At 51.8% G+C, this 19,682-nt stretch carries 14 protein-coding genes; 9 read left to right on the forward strand and 5 right to left on the reverse strand.

The genetic code is table 11. The features are described from left to right. Nucleotides 1-32: 32 nt before the first annotated feature. Nucleotides 33-1,400, forward strand: a complete 1,368-nt coding sequence (locus FHS30_RS08455; RefSeq protein ID WP_183910011.1) for a pyridoxal phosphate-dependent aminotransferase — start codon at nucleotides 33-35, stop codon at nucleotides 1,398-1,400. 8 nt (nucleotides 1,401-1,408) lie between these two features. Here FHS30_RS08455 and rlmKL read toward each other — a convergent pair whose 3' ends face one another. Beyond that, the gene (gene rlmKL, locus FHS30_RS08460) at nucleotides 1,409-3,610 is read right to left on the reverse strand and encodes a bifunctional 23S rRNA (guanine(2069)-N(7))-methyltransferase RlmK/23S rRNA (guanine(2445)-N(2))-methyltransferase RlmL (RefSeq protein WP_183910012.1); all 2,202 of its coding nucleotides are present in this window, start codon (nucleotides 3,608-3,610) and stop codon (nucleotides 1,409-1,411) included. 804 nt (nucleotides 3,611-4,414) lie between these two features. Between rlmKL and rmf the strand changes: the two genes are divergently transcribed. Further along, nucleotides 4,415-4,621: a ribosome modulation factor gene (rmf, locus tag FHS30_RS08465; RefSeq protein ID WP_183910013.1), complete on the forward strand. Its 207-nt coding sequence runs from the start codon at nucleotides 4,415-4,417 to the stop codon at nucleotides 4,619-4,621. A gap of 48 nt (nucleotides 4,622-4,669) precedes the next feature. On the opposite strand, the gene FHS30_RS08470 is transcribed toward rmf, so the two are convergent. The 3 genes from FHS30_RS08470 to FHS30_RS08480 form a co-directional block, all read right to left on the reverse strand. Continuing rightward, the gene (locus FHS30_RS08470; RefSeq protein WP_183910014.1) at nucleotides 4,670-5,692 is read right to left on the reverse strand and encodes a quinone-dependent dihydroorotate dehydrogenase; all 1,023 of its coding nucleotides are present in this window, start codon (nucleotides 5,690-5,692) and stop codon (nucleotides 4,670-4,672) included. 66 nt (nucleotides 5,693-5,758) lie between these two features. Further along, nucleotides 5,759-5,977 (reverse strand): DUF2835 domain-containing protein, encoded by a 219-nt coding sequence (locus FHS30_RS08475; RefSeq protein WP_343048969.1) that lies wholly within the window; start codon nucleotides 5,975-5,977, stop codon nucleotides 5,759-5,761. A gap of 15 nt (nucleotides 5,978-5,992) precedes the next feature. Continuing rightward, nucleotides 5,993-10,873: an NAD-glutamate dehydrogenase domain-containing protein gene (locus FHS30_RS08480; RefSeq protein ID WP_183910016.1), complete on the reverse strand. Its 4,881-nt coding sequence runs from the start codon at nucleotides 10,871-10,873 to the stop codon at nucleotides 5,993-5,995. 315 nt (nucleotides 10,874-11,188) lie between these two features. Between FHS30_RS08480 and FHS30_RS08485 the strand changes: the two genes are divergently transcribed. From FHS30_RS08485 to FHS30_RS08515, 7 genes are read left to right on the forward strand one after another with little or no spacing between them, the layout of a single operon-like run. Then, the gene (locus FHS30_RS08485; RefSeq protein ID WP_183910017.1) at nucleotides 11,189-12,148 is read left to right on the forward strand and encodes an AAA family ATPase; all 960 of its coding nucleotides are present in this window, start codon (nucleotides 11,189-11,191) and stop codon (nucleotides 12,146-12,148) included. After that, a complete protein-coding gene (locus FHS30_RS08490) occupies nucleotides 12,148-13,086 on the forward strand; it encodes a DUF58 domain-containing protein (RefSeq protein ID WP_183910018.1) in 939 nt (312 codons plus the stop codon). Before FHS30_RS08485 ends, FHS30_RS08490 begins: the two co-directional genes overlap by 1 nt. A 3-nt stretch (nucleotides 13,087-13,089) precedes the next feature. Next, a complete protein-coding gene (locus FHS30_RS08495) occupies nucleotides 13,090-13,602 on the forward strand; it encodes a DUF4381 domain-containing protein (protein WP_183910019.1) in 513 nt (170 codons plus the stop codon). Further along, the gene (locus FHS30_RS08500; protein WP_343048970.1) at nucleotides 13,589-14,614 is read left to right on the forward strand and encodes a VWA domain-containing protein; all 1,026 of its coding nucleotides are present in this window, start codon (nucleotides 13,589-13,591) and stop codon (nucleotides 14,612-14,614) included. Before FHS30_RS08495 ends, FHS30_RS08500 begins: the two co-directional genes overlap by 14 nt. Next, a complete protein-coding gene (locus FHS30_RS08505) occupies nucleotides 14,614-16,629 on the forward strand; it encodes a VWA domain-containing protein (protein ID WP_183910021.1) in 2,016 nt (671 codons plus the stop codon). Before FHS30_RS08500 ends, FHS30_RS08505 begins: the two co-directional genes overlap by 1 nt. Further along, the gene (locus tag FHS30_RS08510) at nucleotides 16,616-18,325 is read left to right on the forward strand and encodes a BatD family protein (RefSeq protein WP_183910022.1); all 1,710 of its coding nucleotides are present in this window, start codon (nucleotides 16,616-16,618) and stop codon (nucleotides 18,323-18,325) included. Before FHS30_RS08505 ends, FHS30_RS08510 begins: the two co-directional genes overlap by 14 nt. A 25-nt stretch (nucleotides 18,326-18,350) precedes the next feature. Further along, complete coding sequence (locus FHS30_RS08515; RefSeq protein ID WP_183910023.1) at nucleotides 18,351-18,878, forward strand: cytochrome b; 528 nt, start codon at nucleotides 18,351-18,353, stop codon at nucleotides 18,876-18,878. A 1-nt stretch (nucleotide 18,879) separates the two neighbouring features. Here the strand turns inward: FHS30_RS08515 and FHS30_RS08520 are convergent, their stop codons facing one another. Next, nucleotides 18,880-19,638 (reverse strand): sulfite exporter TauE/SafE family protein, encoded by a 759-nt coding sequence (locus FHS30_RS08520; protein WP_183910024.1) that lies wholly within the window; start codon nucleotides 19,636-19,638, stop codon nucleotides 18,880-18,882. Nucleotides 19,639-19,682: the final 44 nt, after the last annotated feature.

Consider the following 19,682-nt stretch of genomic DNA (forward strand, 5'->3'; position numbering starts at 1 on the left):
TGTGTGCTTACCCAAAAGCATACAGAAACCTCATGCAAGCCAAACAACTTCGTCAGCAACCCATTAGTGTGACCCGAGAAATGGCAGCCGCACTGCCCAAACTAGCCCAACTGGCAAAGGCCAAAGGGCTGGAACTGCATCACCTAGGCGCTGGCTACCCCCACCCAGAAGTGACCGACCCCAGCGGCTATATCGCCCATAAGGAGGCCTATTTCGCGCACCTAGCCCGCGGTCAATCGCTCAAGGCTGTGTTACAACCACTCTACGGTTATACCGACACACAGGGCGCTGCAAGTACGCGTAAGCGCTTTGCTGAGGTCTACGGTGCTGACTTCGATGCGCAGCTTGATCCAGATCAACTGATACCTACGGTGGGCTCCACCGGCGGCATTAACTTACTTTGCTCGCTATTTGAACGCACGGGCGAAAAAGTGGCCTACATCACCGATGCCCCGACTTATGCCGGTTTTCTCGCAAGGGCAGGTCTTTATCAAAAAGCGCGCATTTACTCCGTAGAAATGGATTCAGAAGGGCCTGATTGCGAGGCACTTAGCCACCAGATAGACCAAGCTCGCGCAGACGGCTACGACGTTGCCTTCTACTACACTGTTCCCGATGGCCATAATCCAGGGGGCATCTCTTTTTCAATTGAACGCCGCCAGCAAATCATTGATGTCTTAAAAGACAAAGACATTTTGGTGGTAGAAGATGCGCCCTACAGCTATATCAGCTATGAAATGCCAGAATCGCGCCCAAAGCCGTTTATATCTTTGGCACCAGAACTGTGCGTACACCTGTTTACCGCATCCAAAATTGGCCTGCCAGGGCCGCGCATTGGATTTATTTATACCGAAGCGACACTTGAGCTACACGGCGGAACACGCGCACCACTTACTCAATTACTACTCACCGAAGCCAGTGCAGACTTTTTGCTTCAAAATCCTGAAGCGCTGTGTGGATTTGAGTCCTTTCTCACCGACGAAAATTTCCAGCCCCGAAAAAGTCTATGGCCCGTAGCAGAGCAAAAAAACCAAATATACCGAGAAAATCGGCAGATTTTACTGGACACCTTTTCTGAACAATTGTCTGACCAACCGGAACTGTTTAGCTGGACAGAACCGGGGGCGGGTTTCTTTTCCGTGTTTACGCTCAACCACCCTAGACTAACCTGTGACAGTGCCTTTACCCAGCGACTGGTATCCGAATATGGGGTTGTGACTATTCCCACCTACAGTTTTTTCCCGCCAGATGCACGAGTACGCAACCCGCAGGCTGGCCTCAATCAATTGCGATTGTCATTTTGTTACAGTGAAGGCGTTGGAGAGGCGCGCCGAAGCGCTTTAGGCGCAGCGACTCGCGCCTTCGCCCAAGCAATCAGAAAGGAATGCAAGTTAACCTGATCGCGCGATTAATTGCGGCGGGATAGGTGGCTAATCTTCCAGCACTGATGAATTTTCGCATTGCGTTGAAAATCTTTGTCCAACGTCGCCGCCGTAATATTTTCGACGTTATAGCGCGCCTCAAGATTTTCATCGAGTACGAAGGTTCGTAAATTATTGGAAAAGTACAGTGTGCCCTCTTGTGCCAATAGACGCATAGCGTCGTCCACTAATTGCACGTGATCACGCTGTACGTCTAACACGCCATCCATACGCTTGGAATTTGAAAAGCTCGGCGGATCCAACATAATCAAGTCGTACTCACCCTCTGCAGAGGCAAGCCACTGCATGCAGTCTGCCTGCTCTGTTCTATTCTTTTGTTCGCCTAGGCCATTTTCCGCGAAGTTCTTGCGCGCCCAATCTAGGTAGGTTCGAGACATGTCCACGCTCATTGTATAGCGCGCACCACCCAATGCGGCGTGAACACTGGCCGAGGCGGTATAACAAAACAAATTTAAAAAGCGTTTATTGCGAGCCTCTTGAGCAATTCTCAATCGCAGTGGTCGATGATCGAGAAAAAGACCACAATCGAGGTATTGCCACAGATCAACCAAAAAACTGGCCTGCCCTTCTCGCACGCTTATTGGGGCGCGTTTTTCCCGAACCTTAAGCTTTTCATACTGACTAGTGCCGGCATTTCGACGTCGCTGCTTATAGCTGACATCAGCAGGATCTACACCTAAGGCTACTGGAATAGCCGCTTTTATATCCTCAAATCTGCGCCGCGCATCGCGCTCATCGACACTGCTTGGGGCCGCGTATTCCTGCACGTGCACTGCTTCGCCGTAAACATCCACAGCCACCGAGTACTCTGGCATATCAGCGTCGTACAATCGATAACACTGAATCGACTCTTTTTTAAGCCACTTTGCTAACTGCTTGTGATTTTTTTTCAGGCGATTGGCGAACATTTCCGCACCAGCGCTGAGTGTTACTGGCGCAGGTACGTGCTTGCGCCGTTCTGGTTCACGCTGCGAGCCCTCCGAGTTGGCGGGCTTTTCCGTTCGCGCATGCACACTAAATAACAACAACTCACTTTCTAGGGTGCCATTGAACAGCTTGTATTTTTTATGCGCTTTCATACCGAGTTCGTGACACAACGTGGGATTGCCCGTAAACACGGCCAGCTGCCACCCCCCGAAAGACTCACGCATCCGGTCACCGAGATAGCGGTAGAGATACGCCAAGGCATCGGCATCACCTAATCGCTCGCCATAAGGTGGATTGGTCACGACGACACCAGGTGCCAACACCTTGTGTGTGGGTTGCGTAAAATCTTTCAACTCTTTGCGACTCAACCGCACCCAGTGATCCAGCTTGGCGGTCAACACATTGGATTCCGCCGCCCGAATCACATGAATATCCGCATCGTAGCCACGAATTTCAGGGAGTTCACGGGCAAGCCCTATGCGTTTGCGCTCTCGGGCATCTTCGCGCAGCGACAACCACAAATCATTTTGGTGCTGCAACCATCGCTCGAACCCAAACCGCGGTCGCAGCAGGCCCGGTGCAATATCAGCAGCGATCAGTGCGGCCTCTATCAATAACGTACCTGAACCGCACATTGGATCAATCAAAGCGCCACCTGACGCCGCAATGTCTGGCCAACCTGCCCGAATCAATACGGCAGCAGCAAGGTTTTCTTTGAGTGGGGCCGCACCCTGCTTCAGCCGGTAGCCACGGCGATGCAAGCTCTCCCCCGATAGATCTAAACTCACCACCGCCCGCCCCCGTGACAATCGCACATTAATGCGAATATCGGGATTCTGTTTAGCCACCGATGGCCGCTCTCCAGTGGCAGTGCGAAGCCGATCAACAATCGCATCTTTCGTCTTCAGTGCACCGAATTGACTGTTGCGAATGGCAAAGCTAGTACCCGAAAAATCCACTAGAAACGTAGACGATGGGCTCAGGTGCTCCTCCCATTGCACAGCCGCTACTCCATCGTAGAGCTCCTGATCGTTGGAGACAGAAAATTGATTGAGAGGCAATAAAATCTTATTGGCCAAGCGGCTCCACAAGCAGGCCCGGTAGCCAAGGCTCAACTCCCCAGTAAAGTGCACACCCGCGACGGTCTCCCGAACTGACTCGGCACCAAGGCCCTGAAGTTCCTGATAGAGAAGGTTTTCTAGCCCTTTAGGGCAGGTAGCAAAAAAATCGAACTGGGTCATATCACGTGTTCCAACCTCAAATTGTGCGAAATATTAGCAATTTGGGCATAAATTCTGGTGTTTAGGGCGGAAATTTAGTGCGTCTATCATACTATCTTCACAATATAGCCACGGACCATAATAGGCTCAAAGCATAGAAGATTTTATTCATTCACAAGAAGAATCCTTTTTGGTGTACTGACTGTCCGCCCGAGAAAGGGCGCTATTGTAACGGGTTCAATCCCGCTTCGCCTGCGTCGAGCAGGAATAAAACTTGGGGCACTAAAGGTTTCCACCCGTACCGCTGGACCAGCCCCATTGCGCGTTAAGGATGGGCCAATATCTGATAATTGGTCAAAAATAGTCACCCCAACATAACTGCAGGGACGCAGACTTTGTGTGGGGCTTGGGTGAATCAGGGCTGATACTTCAGCGCTGGTCGCAAATTTCCACTGGCAACTAGCGTGGACGCGCCGGTTCAAGGCTAATCCAGCCAGTGATCTCTAGCTTAGCACCCACTGCCGGCGGGCTTTACCCCGCCGGCAATCGTCGCCCAAGGCGCGATATATAGCACGACAAATGCATCCAGCAAGTGGCATGCACGCCCTAAACGAATGACGACGTACGTAAAAGGACACAACCTTGTATATCAACAACCGCAAAGCAACCTCCCAGTCCACGATTCGTACTATGCTGTTCTTAACCCAGCGATTAACCACTTGAATCAACCCACCAACTAAGAGGCCTCTAACGCCGCCACACTGTGGCTGCAATCAATGCTCTGTAACGAATTTGAATTAATAAAACAGCCAAGGTGCTTTATTTATGAAAAGACAAAAACGTAACCAGATCGAATTGGCATTTAATAAAGGTTATATGGCCGCCATTAAAGGGCGCTCACGCGATCTCTGCCCCCACCAACAAGGTGCTGCCCGGCAGGAGTGGTTGAGTGGATGGCGCGAAGCACGCGAAGATCACTGGAATGGTTACAACATGGCGGCTTGCGCGCAGAAGCTAAGCAATCTCGCCTGACATCGTTTACATTTCTCAAAAAAATGCAGCGCTTAGCGCTGCATTTTTTTATGGGGCAATGGAGTCGATAGCATCCACCGACTCGCCAATCAGCTCCGGCCCACGGTAGATAAAGCCACTGTATATTTGCACCAACTGCGCACCCGCGTGAATCTTTTCGGCAGCATCTTCGCCACTACAAATACCACCCACCCCAATAATTGGCACATCGCCTTTTAATGACGCTTTAAGCAAACGAATAACTTCGGTGGATTTATCGCGCACTGGGCTGCCACTGAGCCCACCCGCCTCATCTCCGTGCTCACATCCTTGCACCAATTCACGGGACAAGGTGGTATTGGTGGCGATGATGGCATCCATATCCGCCGCCTTAACGGCTTCAGCAACCTGTTCAATTTCGTCTACGGTTAAATCGGGTGCGATTTTAATAGCAACAGGAACATATTTGCCCACAAGCTGTGCCTGAGTCGCCTGCTCTTCTTTAACCACATCCAACAATTGCTTTAAGCTTTCGCCGTATTGTAGTGATCGCAACCCTGGCGTATTTGGCGAAGACACATTAACGGTAATGTAATCTGCATAGGGGTAAACTTTGGCCATACAAATTCGATAATCCTCTGCGGCACTTTCTACCGGGGTATCGAAATTTTTGCCGACATTAATACCGAGCACACCATCAAATCGACGCCGTTTTACTTGTTCGACAAGATGATCGACGCCTTTGTTATTGAACCCCATCCTATTAATGATCGCCTGCTGCTCCACCAACCGAAATAATCGCGGCTTGGGGTTGCCCGCCTGCGGCCGGGGCGTAATGGTACCAATTTCGACGTGACCAAACCCTAGCTGGCCAAGTGCATTGAAATAATCCCCATTCTTGTCGAGCCCTGCGGCGAGGCCTACGGCGTTGGGGAACGTCAGCCCCATCACCTCAACAGGCTTGCCGTGTACTTCAGGCACCATCCAACTCAATAATTTCAGTCGCTCACACGCGCCCAATAAATCGAGTGACAAATGGTGTGCAGTTTCTGGATTTAAGGCGAATAGCAGTGGCTTAGCGATGGTATACATGTTCGGCGTCCCAACAGGTCGAATCAGGCCGGCAAGGATACTGCAAAGCTAGCGGGTATGCACCCGCTAGCCTTTACTCGAAGGTTGAATTGAGACGAGCTTGTGTTGATCATCAAACTCGATGACGAACTGGCCGTACACCCCTTTATCGGTAACAAGCCTGCGCAAGGCATCAGCCGGAAACCGAATGCGCCGACCATCTTCGGCCAGCGCAGACACGGTTCGCGCGCTGCCACGATACAGCCGCAGCAGCTCTTCTTGGCTAATGGCTAGCCGAACGAACACCTTGCCCAAGGTAACCTACGGTTGGCTATATTGGCTGGCTTGAGCCAAGTCCAACAATTCACGCAGTGCCACTGAGAATATGGCGTAGTCAGTGCCCGTCGCACCGCGTAAATCAGCAATCATGCCTCGCCAGCGATCGACCAACACTTTGTGGCGTTTGGCCCATACCACCAATGCCTCCTCGTGCGACTGTTTGGGCTCCAACGATCGGATCAACGCTACCGTGATGCATCTCAACTGCGAATCGAGATCATCCAAGAACGCTTCTCTCGCCATGGATTGCCAGTAGTTTTCCACTTTGACGTTGGAAATTTCATCGGCAAACCAATCCAAACCCAAAAAGTCAGCAGCAGACATTTGCACTTCTGCCACCTTGAGTATGTCGGTCTCAGACTGAACAGCGGCCTCGACCATACTCAATCCCGGCGCAACGTTAATGGGGATGGCTGCACGCGATGCCACATCCTCGGGCACCCCTGCCGCGATCAATCGCTTACACTCCGCCGCCCACTGCTTTTTAGGCTCACCACGAATCATATCGGGCAGCGCCAATCGCAACTTTGTCAACGGATCACGGAAAGCTTTGACCTCGGTCGCCACGTCTAAATTGGTACGACGATTGCGCAAGAACCAACGCGTCGCACGTCGAATACGGCGCATCATTCTGCTCATAATATCGAGCTGTAGCTGCGCATCCACCTGGTAGTCGAGCGCCTCTATGTCACGCCAAAAACTATCCAATTCATAGATATCGCGCGCCGCCACATAGGCCTTTGCCACTTCCGCCGGATTGCTGCCCGTAGACTCCATTTGGCGCTGACAGAAATTAATCCCCATAATATTAACCATGTCATTGGCTAATTGTGTGGCAATAATTTCTCGACGCAACCGGTGGTTGTAGACCTGTTCTTTGTACCGTTTGCGCACTTCATCAGGAAAGGCCGTTTCAACGACTGATGCAATGTAGGCATCATCGGTAATTGCAGGAACATCTAACTCTTCTTTTAGCTGAACCTTGGCATAGGACACCAGCACCGACAATTCAGGCCGGGTCAAGGACTTTCCTTGTGACTGACGCTCCACCAGCACATCATCCGGTGGCAAGAACTCGAGCGCTCTATTGAGTCGGCCACTAGCCTCTAAGGCATTGATAAATCGACGGTATTCACCAACCCGCTGGCGCGATTGATATTGCGCAATGCTGATTGCCTGCGTTTGGCGATAGTTATTGTGTAGCACCAACTCGGCGACGTTATCAGTCATCTGGCCAAGCAACGCATTGCGTTGTTTTTCGGTGAGGTTGCCGCTCGATACCACTTCATTGAGCAGAATCTTAACGTTGACCTCATGGTCCGAGCAGTCAACACCGGCCGCATTATCAATAAAGTCGGTATTACAAGCACCACCGGCCAAACAAAACTCGATGCGGCCCAACTGGGTCATCCCTAGATTACCGCCCTCGCCAAACACCTTGCAGCGCAACTCATTGCCGTTAACCCGCAGTACATCGTTGGCTTTATCACCAACCTGCGCATGGGTTTCTTGCGTAGATTTTACGTAAGTTCCGATGCCGCCGTTCCAAATCAAATCCACAGGCGCCTTCATTAACGCAGAAATCAAATCGGTTGGCGTGAGCTTGTCTTCCTTAATGGAAAAGATTTTTTTCATCTCTGGGCTAATCGGAATAGACTTCGCTGAACGCTCGAAAATACCCCCGCCCTTCGATATTAATTTTTGATTGTAATCTGTCCAGCTGCTGCGCGGCAGCTCAAACAGACGCTTGCGTTCCTTAAACGATTTAGCAGAATCTGGGGTTGGGTCGATGAAAATATGCAGATGGTTAAAGCCGGCCACCAAACAAATATGTTCAGACATCAACATGCCATTGCCAAACACATCGCCCGCCATATCGCCGATGCCGATGACAGTGAAATCGGTTGTTTGGGTATTTAGCCCCTTCTCCATAAAGTGGCGTTTGACACCCACCCAGGCGCCTCGCGCAGTAATACCCATGCCTTTGTGGTCGTAACCTTGGCTACCCCCAGAGGCAAAGGCGTCACCCAACCAATGGTTGTATTCCAGCGAAATACCGTTGGCAATATCTGAGAATGTCGCCGTCCCTTTATCGGCCGCAACGACTAAATATGGATCATCGCCATCGTGACGCACCACGGATTTTGGTGGCACCACCTGCCCTTCAACCAAGTTGTCGGTGACATCGAGCAAACCGCGAATAAAGATTTTGTAACATTCAATGCCTTCTTTCAGTACCGCTTCGCGATCACCGCCCTTTGGACGCTGCTTGGATACGAAGCCACCTTTAGCACCATTGGGAACGATCACAGCGTTCTTGACCTGCTGAGCTTTGACCAAGCCCAACACTTCCGTGCGGTAATCCTGTAGCCGGTCGGACCAACGCAAGCCGCCCCGAGCCACTGCGCCACCTCTCAAGTGGACACCCTCGATACGCGGTGAATAAACGAATATTTCATACAACGGCCGCGGCTCAGGAATCTCAGGAATTGAGCGCGGGCTAAACTTAATGGAAATATAATCTTTATGCTGCCCTTCACTCGTCGCCTGATAGAAATTCGTGCGCAGGCTGCCATTGAGCATATCCAGATAGCGTCGAATAATGCGATCTTCGTTTAAATTATCAACGCGGTCTAAACTGGCCAAGATATCCGCTTCGATGGCCTTAATTCGCGCCTTGGCGGCGTCTGATCCGTCATTTTCATCCGGATGGAATTTAGCCTTAAACATCGCCACTAAATTGCGGGTAATGGCCATATGATTGGCCAGCGTATTGGCGATATAGGTCTGACTGAAGTTGAATGTCGTCTGCTTCATATAGCGCGCATAGATGCGCAAAATCGAAACTTCACGCCACTCTAATGAAGCACCCAACACAAGCTGATTAAAGCTGTCGTTTTCCGTATGGCCGCCCCATACAGCGGCAAATGCTTCCTGAAACAGGTGTCGCGCTGACTGCACATCAATATCTGCAGGCAAATCGTAGACCAATTCAAAATCATGCATCCAGTAGCGATCATCCCCCACATCAATGCGGTAAGGGTGTTCGCCAATCACGCGCATTCCCATACGCTCCAATACCGGAATACCATCGGAAAGTTCGAGGGTTTGATTGCGCTGAAACACTTTAAATCGGAACGAGTTTTTATCGACACCCACGGGTTGATAAAAACTCATCCCCAAGGCCTCGGGGCCGGTGATAGCACCCATCGTTTCAATATCAAATACCGCAGCGCGCGCATCAAAATGTTCGCGATATGCACTGCTAAACGCGTGCTGGTAATCTTTATATAGTCGCGCACCCTTTTCCTCGCCGTGATTTTCAACCAGCGCCGAGTGCAGGTGATCCTCCCAAGTGCGAGTGATATCAACGATTTTTTCCTGCAGCTTGCGCACGTCATATTCGATGGGCTTATTGGGATCAACCCGAAACACTAGATGCGCACGCGCCAAGATTGACTCGGAGAAGTATGTGGTGAACTCACACTCCTTGGCGTTGATCGCCTTGCTGATCAATGCCTGAATCTTTACCCGAATGGCAGTACTGAAAATATCCCTAGGAATATAGACCAGTGCGTTGACAAATTTCCCATAGGGATCGCGACGCATAAACAGTCTTACACGGTAGCGTTCGTTAATTCGCATGACGCCAACGGTAGTCTCATACAATTCAGAGCCACTACTTTGAAACAATTCATCACGAGGAAAGGTTTCCAGGGTCTGCTTCAAGGACTTGCAATCATGACTTTGCGGATCCAGATCTGCTCTGGCCACCACCTGTTCAATCTTACGGCGAATGAGTGGAATTTTTGTGGGACTGAGAGTGTAAACCGGTGAGGTATATAAACCCATGAATCGGCATTCGCCATCCACCTTACCGGATTTGTCGTAGCGTTTAACTACCACATAGTCCGAGTACGCGTGGCGGTGCACCCGCGATCGCACTGACGACTTTGAAAATGCCAACACTTTGGGCGTTAAGTGGAAGCGCGCCATGCCAGGGTTAAAATCGTCGATGACAACAGCACCGGCATCTGTCGAATGTCGACGAAATAGGCCCAGTCGCTTATCGATAACTTCCTGCAGCGCACGCGTGCCATCTTTGTCGATAAACTCATATTCGGAATAGGCCATGAACGTAAAGTGGCCATCTGCTAGCCAGCGGACAAACTCGCAACTTTCACCCAAGTCTACCACATGCTCACTATCGGGCACCTTAGCGAGGGATTCACCCACCTTTGATACCGCGGCCAACATGGGCTTGTAATCATTTACAACGACATCTACATCCAGCAAAACATCCTTTAGGCTGGCGACAATGTCGGCCATCTCGTCGGCATCAGTGTGCAGATTTACTTCGAAGTAAATCAGCGCTTCCTTGCCGAAGGTTACACCTTTCTTTTTGGGGTGTGGTTTGTGGCGCTGTACCACTTCCGTTAACTTCAGAGATTCATCGCGCCCTACGGTGTGGATGCTGGAATACACGGCGTGTACCGCAATGCCACGCCGATTCAGCTCCATGCGAATGGAATCTACCAAAAACGGCATATCGCGCTGCAGCACCGCCACCACGGTGTGTGGACACAACCAATGATCTTCATCGAGGCTTGGGTTATACATCCGAACCTTTGGCTCAGGGGCGGCCGGCCGACTGGCAATCATGTTCCACCAGCCATACACAGAACCGTATATATCCGAGACCTTGCGTCCCTCCAGTTCTTCGATGGGGAACTGATCGTAGTATTCGAGCGCGAAGGCTTTAACCTGCTCGGCCTTCTTGCCACTCAATCGTTCATCTATGAGCGCTGTTAGCTGGTCTAGAAACGCCTCTTTATTGTCAGCCGCAACCAAACTTGTATCCACGTGTTATCTCCGAAGAACGCCTCGCGTTCCGTTGTGCACCGATAGTGGCAAGCGATGCTTGCCTTCCTTTTGTTTTCCAATCAGGCAATCTGCCTCACACCAGCCATAGCGACCCTTCCACCTACCGCAAACTTTGGACAAAAGGTGGCCAATTTCGCCGAACTGTACAAAGCATAGACCAATCGCGCCAAAAATAGCCCTTGTATCAACTCATTCAGCCCCCACATAAAAGAACCAAAGCGTCATTTAGCTGTCTATGGCAAAGTCTACAGACCGCAAACCTTCATTTTGACTGGTATAACGAACAACAATCCTATGACCACACAAGCACAAGTCACACTTTTGAAAGACTGGTTGAATGACCAAATTGTTGGCCAAAACGACCTGATTGAACGGCTATTGATTGCCCTACTCGCCGACGGTCACCTGTTGGTTGAAGGTGCGCCGGGCCTCGCAAAAACCAAGGCCATCAAACAATTGGCCAAAGGTATCGAAGGCAGCTTTCATCGCGTTCAGTTCACTCCCGACCTGCTGCCTGCGGATGTCACCGGTACCGATATCTATCGCGCCGAAACCGCAACCTTCGAGTTTCAACCGGGGCCGGTCTTCCACAATCTGGTTTTAGCCGACGAAATTAACCGAGCACCTGCGAAAGTGCAGTCTGCGTTACTCGAAGCTATGGCTGAACGGCAAATCACAGTGGGTAAAAATACCTACCCGCTGCCCGACTTATTTTTAGTGATGGCCACCCAAAACCCTATCGAGCAAGAGGGGACCTATCCACTTCCCGAGGCCCAGTTGGACCGTTTTTTACTGCACGTAAATGTCGGCTATCCATCTGTAGAGGCAGAGAAAGCCATTCTTAAGCTGGTGCGAGAAGAAAATATGGCCTCGGTTGCGGAGCCACCAGCCACGCTAAGTCAGGCTGATTTGCAAACTGCACGCATGGAAATACTCAATTTGCACCTCGCCGACACCGTTGAAAATTATCTGGTGCACCTCATAGACGCTACCCGCCACCCAGAAAAATACGATGCGCAACTCGCGCAATGGCTGGAATATGGTGCAAGTCCACGTGCCACCTTAGCACTGGAACGCGTCGCTAGAGCCCACGCATGGCTCAACAATCGAGACTTCGTCACCCCGGCAGATGTTCAGGCATTGCTTCCGGACGTTTTGCGCCACCGCCTGCTTCTGACCTTTGAAGCGGAAGCCAGTGGCGTCACCGTGAATCAAGTCATCGACAAGCTGCTCGACGTGGTGCCTGTGAACTGATGACCAGCGTGCTGCAACCGACCGGGCCCTACGTTGCGCTGCCAGATTTGGTGCGCACTCGCTTAGCGGCAGCGGATCTCTCTATGCCTGCGAAAGTGCGCAGTCAGAGCCTATTGCATGGCGCTCGGCGCACCCATTTTCGCGGTCGAGGCATGGAGTTTGCGGAAATTCGGCCCTATCAAGCTGGCGATGATGTTCGAACAATCGATTGGCGCGTCACGGCCCGCGCGCAAAAGCCCTTTACCAAGCTATATAGCGAGGAACGCGAAAAACCAGTGTTTTTGTTGGTCGACCAACGCGCCAGCATGTTTTTTGGCAGTCAGCGATGCTTCAAATCCGTATACGCTGCCCATGTAGCCTGTCATCTTGGGTGGGCCGCTAGCCTAGCAGGTGATCGCATTGGTGCCATGCTCGCCCACACAACAGGCGTGACCGACCTGCGACCCAAAGGGCGTCAACATGCCATGCTCAGCTTTATCAACCAATTACATACCTGCAACAATCAACTGCGCCAACCGTTTAAGGGACCAGACGAAGCCAGTTTAACGCAGTTGCTGAGCCAGTGCCGGCGGGCATTAAAGCCAGGCAGCACTCTCGTAATCATCAGCGATTTTTCAGATTGGGAGCCCGCCTGCGAGCGCTTGTTGGCATTACTGTGTCGACACAACGATGTCATGCTGCTACAGGTTTTCGATGCACTGGAGGCAAAACCGCCAGTGAACGACAAGCTAGCCTTGAGCAACGGCACCAGCTCCCTCCCCCTCAATGACGCATACGCCGCGCAACTTGCGCAACGTTTTGCCGACCGCAGTGCCCAATTATTGAATAGCGCGCGTGGTTTGGGTTGCCGCTATCACCAACTCGATACCGCCACGCCGTTGACGCCGTGGCTGCGTCAGCAATTCGGCCGCACACGGCGCTCGAACAACACAGGGTAAAGTATGACGACTCAAACTCTGCCTTTAAAAGATATTCACCTTCCCCCAGACATCAGTCTGTGGCCCTTGGCGCCCGGCTGGTGGATGTTAATCGCGCTGCTATTAGTTTTCGTGGTGCTGATGGCACGCTGGGCACGTCGGCACTACCGAAAAATGTCTGCGTCAATTCATCTGCGCAGGCAAACCCAAATATTGTTAGCCCAGTATGCACAGGACTACGAATCCAATCGAAACGCGCAACAGCTAGCGCAGAACACCAATGCATTGCTACGCCGTGTGGTACTGAGTGTGGGACACCTGCAGGCGGCACGGTTTACCGATGATAAATGGGTTTCATTTATTAAAAAGCACTGGAAAAACACGGCCCCCTTCCCCCCACGCATTGACCCGCTGCTGGTTACGCAACCCTATACACCCGAGCCGATACTCAACCACTCAGATCTAGTGGCCTGTTTAGCGCATCTTAAACAGTGGCTGGATGACTATATCAAGGAGTCACACCGTGTTGTCGCTTGATTGGCCGTGGTTGATACTCCTGCTGCCCTTGCCATGGCTCGTGCGCCGAATGTTGCCTGCCGCCGAAAGCCAGCGCGCCGCGCTGGCCGCACCGACCACCATGTTCCCTGCAAAGGCCCCCGCGGCAGAACGCAAAACAGCACACGACAGCAAAATCGGCACGCTGTTAATGTATATCATTTGGGGCGCACTCATTATTGCCGCCGCCGGTCCTCGCTGGCAGGGTGATCCGGTTGAGTTGCCGAACACTGGGCGCGACCTTCTACTTGCAGTGGACATTTCTGGCTCCATGAAAACGCCCGATATGTTTTTCGGCGACCAAGCAGTGAGTCGCTTACATGCCGTGAAAGCGGTTGTCCATGAATTTGTAGAGCGCCGTAAGGGCGACCGGCTAGGCCTAGTGCTATTCGGCAGCCAAGCGTATCTGCAAGCCCCACTGACCTTTGACCGAGATACTGTTGGCACCCTTTTGCAGGAGGCACAGCTTGGCTTTGCTGGCGAAAACACCGCCATCGGGGATGTCATTGGCTTGGCCGTCAAACGGCTAAGAAATCGACCGGAGACATCACGGGTCATGATTTTACTGACCGATGGCGCCAACACTGCGGGCAACATTAGCCCACGACAAGCCGCTGAGGTGGCCGCCGCCGCCAATGTCAAAATTTATACCATTGGTTTAGGTGCCGATCAGCTGCGCGTCCCAGGCCTACTCGGAACAGATTTTGGTGCGCGCACCGTAAACCCCTCTATCGACCTCGACGAGGCCACCCTCACCCACATTGCTGAGCTTACTAACGGCCGTTACTTCAGAGCGCGCAACCCGCAAGAATTACAGCAAATTTATCAGCTGCTCGATCAACTCGAACCCTCAGACCAAGAAACAGAGGTGTTTAGACCGCAAAAATCCCTATTTCATTGGCCATTGGGACTGGCGTTAATCGGCAGCATAGCCGGGTTGTTGCTGCGTCATCGCACTAGCCTTGGGCTCGATAGCATGGGAGGCACGCACTAATGACCGATTTTCACTTTTTGCGGCCCGCCTGGCTCGCGCTGCTATTGGTGTTGCCAATACTTGTATATTGGCTTCACACGCGCGCCGTAAATGCCACAGATTGGCGGCGATTTATTGCCCCTGAACTACTGACCTTACTGCAGCAATCACCGGCCGCTAAACGAAACACCCTGACGTGGCCCATCATCGGGGGCTGCTGGCTCATTGCCACTTTGGCGATGGCGGGACCCAGCTGGCAAAAACTGCCAACACCGGTTACCAAAAGCGACTTAGCCACTGTGTATCTACTGGATTTATCCGCGTCTATGCTCGCCGAAGATGTGAAACCCAGCCGCATTAAACGCGCACAACAAAAACTCACTGACGCCATTAATAAACAACCCGACGGTCTGCAAGCACTCATCGCCTATGCCGGTGATGCCCACCTCGTTGCACCACTCACCGATGATGCCCGCACGCTGAAAAACCTCGTGCCCGCGCTATCTCCCGATGTGATGCCACTCACCGGCAGCAATATTGAAATGGCAGTCGCGCTCGCGGTAGACCTATTGAAAGATAGCCGTATTCAACAAGGCCGACTGGTACTTCTCACGGATGGCATTGCCGAAGCTGCACAAGAAACCCTCATCTCCACCTTAACGGAATCGCCCTACGCGCTACACATCATCGGTATTGGCGACGAGTCAGGCGCACCGATCCCACTTGGTAACCGTGGGTTTGCAAAAGACAGCAGCGGCAATATCGTCATCGTGAAAAACGAACGGCAACGGCTGCGCGCCATTGCCCGAGCCACGAGCGGCCATTACTTTGACATCAGCTTGGACGACAGCGACATCAATTTCCTCGCAGACCCGGTTATTTCGGCAACACCTACAGGCAGGCAAGTAGAACGGGAATTTGACGCATGGCGCGATGAAGGTATTTGGTTGGTTTGGCTCTTGCTGCCGGTCGTCGCCTATTGTTTTCGTCGAAATCTGATACTGGTACTGCCCCTGCTCTTATTGAGCGCGGGATTGCTTCCCGTTCAACCGGTGTACGCCGACGATAATAGTCAGAGTGCGCCAGCAAACAGCAGCCCGTCACCGGCCGTTAGCCAATGGGATAAATTGTGGCTTAACGCTGATCAACGAGGTCGCAAAGCCTTAGCGCATTCACAACCCGAAGTGGCGGCAGAGCAGTTTGCTGATACCCGCTGGCGTGCGGCTGCACACTACCGCGCAAATAATTTTACACAGGCCATTGAAGCGCTGGCGCCACTCACTTCATCCAAAGATGCCACGGCAGATGATTTTTACAACCTAGGTAATGCCCAAGCCAACGCAGGTCAAATAGAAGCGGCCATCGAAAGTTATCGCAGGGCACTGGCTCTGGCCCCCGACATGCAGGATGCAAAAGATAACTTGGCGTTACTCGAGCAGTTACAAGACCAACAACAAAATCAGGAACAGCAACAGGATCAAGAACAAAACCAAAAGCAGAACAACACCTCGGAGGATGGCTCAACCTCAGCGCAGGCCGATCAGCAAAGCGCGCCACAATCTAGCGACGAAAAAGACCAGCAATCCCAAGAGAATGCAGACAGCAACCCATCAAATCAGCAACCGGATGCTCAAGCTAACAATTCGCAGGACCAACAAAAAAACAACACAACCCCCAGCGATCCATCAACCGGCAGCGACGCTACAGATAATTCTGCGGGCACTGAAGCCGACGAGGAGCCGGCCAACTCTGAAGCTGAGCGCGACTTGGAGAATCCCTACGACGGCAGCGCTGAGGCTAGAGAGCAAACGGAAAACCCTCAAAACTCGCAACCACAAACGAGCGCTAAACCCGACGCACTAGACCACCTTAGTGACGAAGAGCGACAAGCTATGGAGCAATGGCTGCGTCAAGTGGAAGATGACCCCTCGGGGTTACTTAAACGAAAATTTGAATACCAATATCGACAACGCCGCGCGGCCATTAAGCGCGGAGAATGGCAAGCTCCGGAGAACGATGCCCATGAACGCTGGTAGCCACACACAGGGTCGCCGACCTGCCTTCATTTATATCTGGGCCTTAATTTGCCTATTGATTGGCGCGCCTGCGGCTATTGCTGCCGAGATCAGCGCGCGCGTAGATCGCGCACAACTGAGTCTTGATGAAACGCTGCAACTTACCGTGCGCGTGTCACCGCAAAGCAATAACAGCCCAGATCTACGTCAACTAGAGCAACAATTTGAAATTCTGGGGCAGTCTCAAAGTAGTCAGTACAGAAACATCAATGGCCAAGTGGAAGCCTATACCGAGTGGCAGTTAACATTGGCCCCCAAAACAACAGGCAAACTTATTATTCCATCCTTTGAATACAAGGGTAACTTTAGCAATGCCATCTTGCTCGAGGTTAACGAACCCCGGCAAGCTGCCGGTATCACGCCCGATGTGTTTTTGGAACTTACGGTCGACAATAGCGCCCCCTTCGTGCAGCAACAAGTAATAATCAGTGTCAAGCTGCACACGGCGACCGAATTGCGAATACAAGACGCAACCCAATTACAGGTTACTGACGGTTTGCTGGTGGACTTAAATGATACGCAATACCAAAAGCGCATAAATGATCGCATCTACACAATAAAAGAATGGCGCTACGCACTTTTTCCACAAAAAAGTGGCACGTTGGAAATTCCTTCGCAAACATTGACGGTGGTTGTTGGTAACGACCGGAACTGGGGAAGCCCATTTCAATACAATACTGGCACCACTAAACGCATACGCAGTACACCTCAGACGCTAACCGTTAAACCGCAACACCCCGCCTATACCGGCAAGAGTTGGTTACCGGCAACGCAATTAACATTGACGGAATCCTGGAGTGATGATCAACCACAATGGATGGTAGGTGAACCTATCACCCGGAGTATTATCATCTCTGCAAAAGGGCTAACGGAAAACCAAATTCCAGCGCTGCCCTTAAACGCGCCCACCGGCTTAAAATATTATCGTGAATCACCGGAGCGCAACGACCAAGCTCAAACTGACGGGATTACCACAACCATTGCCGAGAGTACGGCAATCGTCCCCACACAACCCGGCACCTATGAACTTCCACCCGTCGAACTTGCCTGGTGGAATGTGTCAACTAACCAGCAGGAGGTTGCCACTTTGCCTGCGCGTAAGATTGAAGTGATTGCCAACCCCAACGCCACGCAACCAACATCAACGCCGAATAACGAAACCGTGATACCCCCGCCGGTGGCAACACAGAGCAATGTGAAGGACGTTATTAACTGGTGGTTTTGGGCCACCATGGCACTCCTCATTACCAATATTGCAACGCTGGCCTGGCTGTTTGCACAACGCACAAACACGCGCCCAGATCTGGCAACACCGACGGGATCACCAAAATCTGAAGGTGACAACCGCTGGCAAGCACTTGCCGAACTCTGCCGACAACCCATGACGCCCGCGCAGGCAGCTGCTATTCTGCGCTGGCTGGATTCGTGGAGCGCACCGCTAGGTAACGCGCCCTTGCCAGAGCGCCTACAGCGTCATGGTTTGTCGGATATATTGAGCGAGGTGTGCGCACTGGAAAGTTATGTATACGGTAAAAATGGCGCATACACTGGCGACCTAAATACACTGGTAGCAAAGGTGAAGGCATTTAAAATGACCAGTAGCACCGTCAAGCACCACGCAACTGAAGCACTAAAACCCCTATACCCTGAGGCCTGAACGGCACAATGATCGAGGATACGCCATGGACACACAACGCTACACATTAGTTAGTCGAATTCTTCATTGGCTCATGGCCCTAATGGTCTTTGGACTTATCGCCGTTGGCAACTATATGAGCGACCTCCCAGATGATGCGCCTGGTCGAATGGATCTGATTATGATTCATAAGGCTACGGGATTTGTATTTTTGTGGCTGTTAATTGCCCGTGTACTCTGGGCTGTTAAACACCGCGCACCGGCACTGCCCGACACCTTTAGCAGTCGTGAACGGGGGCTTGCCGCAGGTACCAAGCATCTACTCTATCTATTAATGGCAATCGTACCGCTGAGCGGTTGGGGCATGTCGAATTTTGCCGGCTATGCAATCAAGTTCGGCGACTTTTCGGTGCCATTACTATTTGAAAAAAATAAAGCATTAGCCGGAATATTTCACGAGATTCATGAATATGCGCCATGGGTATTGCTAGCCATCGTGGTAATACACATGACGGCGGTAATCTATCACTTGCTCGAAGGCGGCCAAAAAAGCATCCTTCAGCGCATGCTATAACCTAGTCTGACAGCAATGCAGCCGCACTGGCGACGATAGTCATCACCAGTAAAAACCATTTTAATACGCGCTGCTCTACGCTAATCGCAAATTTTACCGCCAAGTGGGCGCCAATCATGGCGCCCACAGCAAGCACCAACCCCGGTACCCAAGCAACCAACCCATCGACGACAAAAATTAATAACGCCACCAAGGTAAAGCCTAATGCACAGATGACTTTGAGTGCATTCGCACGGACTAAATCAAAGCGCAACGCCCCTGAGATTGCAGCCAATAATACGAAGCCGACACCTGCCTGAACAAATCCACCGTAAAATCCAGCAAACAGCAACCCCGCCAGGCCGAGTGGCGATTCGCTCACGGCTTTTGGGGTTTCATCTGGCGCGGGCGCCACTACCGATGGACTGACCAGAATAATCACCGCCATAGTGATCATGGTACCCAGCAACAGCGGTTTTAAAAGCGTATTGGGTGCAAACACAGCTGCCAGCGCGCCCAGCGCGCCACCCACCAATGTCGGCATTAGTATTGGAGTCACCGACTGCCATGGCAGTCGGCCGTGCCGATGAAAGCCCTGTACAGCACTTACACTTTGGAACACAACGCCCACGCGATTCGTCGCGTTTGCGACATCGGGGGGCATACCCATCACCATGAGCGCGGGCAAGGTAAGGTTACTGCCTCCGCCAGCGAGGGTATTGATGATGCCAGCCACGAAGCCGGTGACCAGCAACAATAGATAATAGAGTTCAAGTGACATGTCTCACCCTCTTAATTGAGAGCTGCATGGTAAAGATTTGTCAC

This window comes from Simiduia aestuariiviva (genome assembly GCF_014192475.1).
Lineage (GTDB): Bacteria > Pseudomonadota > Gammaproteobacteria > Pseudomonadales > Cellvibrionaceae > Simiduia > Simiduia aestuariiviva.